The organism is Parafrankia sp. EUN1f (assembly GCF_000177675.1).
Lineage (GTDB): Bacteria > Actinomycetota > Actinomycetes > Frankiales > Frankiaceae > Parafrankia.
In genome coordinates, this window is record NZ_ADGX01000276.1 from 1 (window position 1) to 5,602 (window position 5,602).

The following is a 5,602-nucleotide window of genomic DNA, read 5'->3' on the forward strand; positions in this document are numbered from 1 at the left end:
GCGGTCCCTGGCAGGCCCGGCGGCCCGGTCGGCGGCCGAGGGCCCGCTGGGCGCAGCCACCTCGCGGTGCTCGGCCGGGACGTCCCGCTCGCGGATCGGCGCGGGCTGGCGGGCCGACGCCGGATCCGGCCCCGGATCGACGTCGGCGTGGGCCGACGCGTCGAACTCCCTGGTCGGATAGGGCTCGCTGGCCGCGATCTGGCGCAGCATCGCACGGGCCTGCGCCAGCGACGGCCGCCGGTCGGGGTCCGGGTCGAGCAGCTGCGCCAGGACCGGGCCCAGCGGACCCGCATGCGGGCAGGGACGGCGCCGGTCCTCGACGATGGCCGCGAGGGTGGCCAGCGCGCCCTCGCCGGCGTACGGCGGCTCGCCCTCGACGGCGGAGAACATGGTGGCGCCCAGGCCCCACACGTCGCCGGGCGCGGCCACCCGCGCGCCGCGGGCCCGCTCGGGCGGAATGTAGGCCGGCGAACCCACCACGATGCCGGTGCTGGTCAGCGCCGGGTCGCCCTCGCTCACCGCGATGCCGAAGTCGGTGAGCCGCGGCTGCCCGTCCGGGGTGACCAGGACGTTGCCCGGCTTGACGTCGCGATGCACGACCCCGGAGCGGTGCGCCGCCTCCAGCGCGTAGGCCAGGCTCACGCCCATCCGCGCGACCGTCGCCGGGGTGAGCCGGCCCGACTCGCGGATGATCTCGGCCAGGGACCGGCCCTCGACCAGCTCCATGACGATCCAGGGCGAGCCGTCGGCCTCGATGACGTCGTAGACGGCGACCAGGCCCGGATGGCGCAGCCGTGCCGCGACCCGCGCCTCGCGCAGCACCCGCTCCCGGCTGACGGCCCGCTCGCGGGTGGCGTCACCGTCGCCCTCCACGGCCGGCGGCGGCAGCCGGACCTGCTTGATCGCGACCGGGCGGCGCAGCAGCGTGTCCTCACCCGCACGGACGATTCCCGCCCCGCCGCTGCCGAGGATCGGCCCGAGCCGGTACCTGCCGGCGAGCAGGCGACGCCGGTCCACCGAGGGGTCGTTCGACGTCTTGGGTTCCGCCTTCTCCGGCACCTCGGAATTCTCCCCTACAACCCGCCTCAGGGCCCCGAAACCGGGGCGACACGCCCACGACTCATACCACCGTGCTCCGGTATCGACACGCCGACCCGTCGCGCCGCGGGCCAACCCGGACCCACGGCGGGCCCGCAAGGCCCGCCGCCACCGCCTGCCCGCCGGTCCGCACGGACGGCACAAGGGGCGAATGTCGACGGCTTCCCGGCTTCCCGACGACACATCGCAGGTCAGATGGCATCCGCGATTGCGGAACATTTTCCCACCACAGCCAGAAACTGCGGCAGGCAACCTACCATCGCAGAGTGGATGCGGATCTGTCCCCCTGCGCGGCACCAACCGGCTTCCCGCGCTCGCGACGAAACGGTGGTCGGTGAATGGCGCACACCTGCGCGGAGGTCTCGGACGAGACGCGGACCTGGCTGGCGCGGGTCGAGACGATCAGCGCCACGCTCGCCGAGAACCGCGCGCAGGCCGAGGCTGATCGCACCACCTCGCCAGCTGTCATCGACGCGCTGCGCGCGCAGGACTTCCACCGGATGTGGGTGTCACGCGCGCTGGGCGGCGGCGGGGTGAGCCTGCGCACCGGCTCCGCCGTGCTGCAGGCGATCGCGCGCGTGGACCCGTCCGCGGCCTGGCAGATGGGCGTCCAGGGCGCGATCGGGCGGCTGTCGGACTATCTGCCCGACAAGGTGTCCTGCCGGCTGTTCTGCGGCAGCCGCGGGCTGGTCGTCGGCGGGGTCAACCCCACCGGTCAGGCGGTGCGGGTACCGGGTGGCTACCGGGTGAGCGGCCGCTGGGCCTTCGCCAGCGGCGCCACCCACGCCAGCTGGCTCGTCTGCACCGTCACCCTCACCGACGGGCAGGGAGCCGGGCCGGCGCCGATTCGGATGCTGTGCGTGCCGAGCAGCGCGGTCACCTTCGTCGACGACTGGCATTCCCTGGGCCTGCGCGGAACGGGAAGCGGGAGTTTCATCGTGGACAATGTCGTCGTCCCCGAAAGCCATGCGGTGGACGGTTCGCTGCTGCGCCGCCCGCCGAGCCCACGCCGCTCCCGTGGTTATGCGATCGCCTACTACGACTTCGCGCCGTTCACCACCGCGGCGACCACAATCGGCATCGCCCAGCAGGCCCTGGCCGTGTTCCGCGAGCTGGCCGCCCGCACCGTCCCGGCGCGCTCGACGGAGGCGCTGGCCGAGCGGGCGACCGTGCACGCGACCTTCGCCCGCGCCACCGCCCTGGTCCGGGCGGCCGAGCTCGTCCTCGCGGACGCCGCCGACCAGGCCACCACCTGCGGTGAGCACGGCGGGGAGGAACTGTCCGCGGTCGTCCGCCTCGCGGCCGCCGCCGTCGCGGAGAACTGCGTGCAGGCCGTGACCATGGTGCACACCGCCGCGGGCGCGGCCGCGCTGCGCTCCGGCGACGCCCTCGACCGGTGCTTCCGCGATGTGCACACCGCGGCCCGTCACATCACGCTCGCCACGACCAACTTCGAGATGGTCGGCGCCCACCTGTTCGGCGGCCCGCTGCTGATGCGCCGCTGACGTCCGCCCCCACCGACGCAGGCAAGCAGCGACGGAACGGCACCAGCATTTCCTACAAGAGGGGCTAAAAGGGCAGCGATTCCCTTGGTAATTCGCAAGACCTGAGGATTTCGGTTGCGAGAACGACCGAGATCCTCAGGTCTTGCTCAGCAGCAGCCCCGCACCAGGGCTGGCCGCCCGGGTGAGCGGCGCCACCCGGCGCCGACGGGCTCGGGATCCGTGGACAGCCGTCGACGATCTGGAAATTCAAGATCAAATCGAGGCGCGCACAGCCGTCAACACTGTTGACTATCTTGATGGTGGGCGCACTCGGTACCGGTTGACACAGGCCTGGCGGCCGCTCGCGGTCTCCCGCCAGCGGCCGCCGCGGTCCGCAGGTGTTCTCGGGTGTTCTCGGGTGTTCTCGGGTGTCTCAGTCGACCAGCCGTCGGGCCGCGGCCGCCGACTCCTCGGCCGAGGTGGACGTGTCCACGTCCGTCGCCTGCGGCCAGGGGTCGGTGCGGGTGGCCATGTCGAAGTAGACCAGCTCCGTCGCGTCCGACGGGTCGACCGCGGCGCCGCCGGCCGATCCCCCCGGTGCCTCGCCGCCCGGGCCACCGGCACGGCCCGCTGCGGAGCTGGCCGCTCGCGCCACGATGCGCGCCACGGCGACCTTCGGCGGGGTCACGCAGCGGATCGACATGAGGTCCGCGTCGCACTCCCCCGCCACCTCCGCCGCCCGCTCGCGGGGGCGCCGCGACGACCAGGACGCGTCGAGGACGACGGTCTGGCCGTGCTCGAGGGCGTGGCGGGCCCGGGTGAGCAGCTCGGCGTAGCTGTGCTCGGTCGCGTCGGCGGTGTAGATGCCCTCGCCGGGAGGCGCCTCCGCGGACACGTCCGGCGCGAGGCCCACCAGCTCCTTGCGGACGATGTCCGAACGCAGCAGCAGCCAGTCGTCGCCGGCGGCGGCGACGAGGTTGCGGGACAACGTCGACTTGCCGGTTCCGGGCAGGCCGCCGACGAGCACCAGCCGAACCCGGCCGCGCCGCAGGTGCGCCAGCGCGAGCGCGGCGAGTGCCCGCGCCTGCTCGTCCGCACCCGGATCGCCCTGATGGGCGCGCACGCAGGCGGCTCCCGCGCGGACGACGGCCCGCTGGGCGATGAACAGATGTTCCAGCGAGGCGGGGCCGGCATCACCGGACGCCTCCCGGTAGGCGTCGAGGAACGCCCGGGCGGCCGCGGGGGCGCCGAGCAGCTCCAGGTCCACCGCCAGCGAGGCGACCCCGCCCAGGACGTCCCCGACGCGCCGCGCGGGGTCGGGGCTGACGCTGCCGAGCACCCGCGGGCCGTCCGGCAGGCAGTAGATGTCGTCGGCGCGCAGGTCGCCGTGCCCGGCACGGATCCGCCCGGTGCGGGCGCGCCGCGCGAGCAGCGCGCCGCGACCGGTCAGGTAGCGCAGCGCGAGCGTGCCGATCTCGTCGACCACGGCGGCGTCCAGCAGACGCCCACGGAACGGCGCGAGCCCTTCCAGCGCTTCCAGCCACAGCGCCTGCAACGCGAACCGGCCGCCGGCGCGGGTGATCTCGGGCGAGGTCGCGCACTGGTCGTGGAAGGCCGCGGTCCGCCGGGCGAGCGCCTGCAGCTCCGCGAGGAGCCCGGCCTGCGCCTGGGGTGCCTCCGTGGCCGCGACCGACGCTGTTACCAGCGTCGAAAGCCGCCGGGCGGCCGGCATCCGCTGCATGACGACCATGTGATCACACAGCCGGCCGGATCCGTCGCGGATGTCGGCGACGCCGAGGTAGGTGTCGGCGGCCAGTTCGCGGTTAAGTCGTACCTCGTCCTCGCAGGCGTTCAGCCGCGCCTGCCGGGAACGAAGGTGAATGAATCCGAGGTCGACCGGCTTGCGTAGTTTGTAGGCCCGATCCTCGGTGAGAAAGACGAAGGCGGTCGCGGTTTCCACGGTTTCACGGCTGTCAAGACGTAGCTCGCGCACGGCCGGCTCGGGTGCCGTTCCGACCTCGGTGGGTGCCCAGGATTCGGAACGGATGTCGGTGGCCTGCCCCGAAGGAGCGTCGTCATGCAGAAACATCTTCGTCTCCAGACCGTCTGCCGGGACGGTGCATGCTCGGTCTCACACCTGCCGTGTCACACCGACCGCACCGGAGCCCGGTTCCTTTGGGACCGTGGCCGGCGGGCGGAACTCACCGGACGAGCCCGGTGGCGATCGACTCCGACGATCGTGGAGAGCTTCCTCCCAGATCCGTTTCCCCGCCTGGTCTTCAGGATCCTCCCTTACGTCCCACCGCGTCAGGTGACTTCTCGGTCCTGATTCCCCGCGACGTCCAGCCCGCCGTTCCCAGGACGTTCGCACCGGGGGGCCGGCTCCTTCGCGGTGCTGTCGGACATCCCACATTCGAGCCGTTCCAGCGCCCACCAGCTGAGCCGGACCGCGCCGCGCGCGCCCACCAGCAGCGCGCACACCAGCAGGCATTCCCCGGCGGTTTCTATTCTCCGGCCTGCTTCATCAGGTAGACCGCCGCCTGCGTGCGGCTGGCCAGGCCCAGCTTCTCCAGAATGCTCGACACGTAGTTCTTCACGGTCTTCTCCGACAGCCCCAGCCGGGTACCGATCTGCCGGTTCGTCAACCCGTCCGCGATCAGCTGCAGGATCTCCCGCTCCCGCTGGTTCAGCGTCGCCATCGCCGGATCCTCGTGCGGCCCGTCCCGCAGCCGCTCCAACACCCGACGCGTCACCGACGGAGCCAGCAACGACTGACCCGACGCCACCGTCCGGATCGCACCCACCAGGTCGTTGCCCCGGATCTCCTTCAGCACATACCCCGCCGCACCAGCCATGATCGCGGAGAACAGCGCCTCGTCATCGTCATACGACGTCAGAATCAGACACGCCACCCCCGGCAACGCCGACCGGATCTCCCGGCACACGTCGATGCCACTGCCGTCAGGCAACCGCCCGTCCAGCACCGCCACACTGCCGGATGCAACGCCGGAATACGCCGC

General features: G+C 72.7%; 3 protein-coding genes and 1 pseudogene. 1 reads left to right on the plus strand and 3 read right to left on the minus strand.

What is annotated here, in order from left to right:
* A partial coding sequence (locus FREUN1FDRAFT_RS37625) for a serine/threonine-protein kinase (protein WP_006545680.1) occupies window positions 1-1,059 on the minus strand: 1,059 nt, incomplete at its 3' end.
* Window positions 1,060-1,436: 377 nt separating this feature from the next.
* Between FREUN1FDRAFT_RS37625 and FREUN1FDRAFT_RS37630 the strand changes: the two genes are divergently transcribed.
* The gene (locus FREUN1FDRAFT_RS37630) at window positions 1,437-2,603 is read left to right on the plus strand and encodes an acyl-CoA dehydrogenase family protein (RefSeq protein WP_006545681.1); all 1,167 of its coding nucleotides are present in this window, start codon (window positions 1,437-1,439) and stop codon (window positions 2,601-2,603) included.
* Between the two features lie 412 nt (window positions 2,604-3,015).
* On the opposite strand, the gene FREUN1FDRAFT_RS37635 is transcribed toward FREUN1FDRAFT_RS37630, so the two are convergent.
* On the minus strand, window positions 3,016-4,671 hold the full coding sequence (locus FREUN1FDRAFT_RS37635; RefSeq protein ID WP_006545682.1) for an AAA family ATPase: 1,656 nt from the start codon (window positions 4,669-4,671) through the stop codon (window positions 3,016-3,018).
* Window positions 4,672-5,086: 415 nt separating this feature from the next.
* Window positions 5,087-5,602: pseudogene (locus FREUN1FDRAFT_RS37640) on the minus strand (LuxR C-terminal-related transcriptional regulator); the annotation flags it as partial.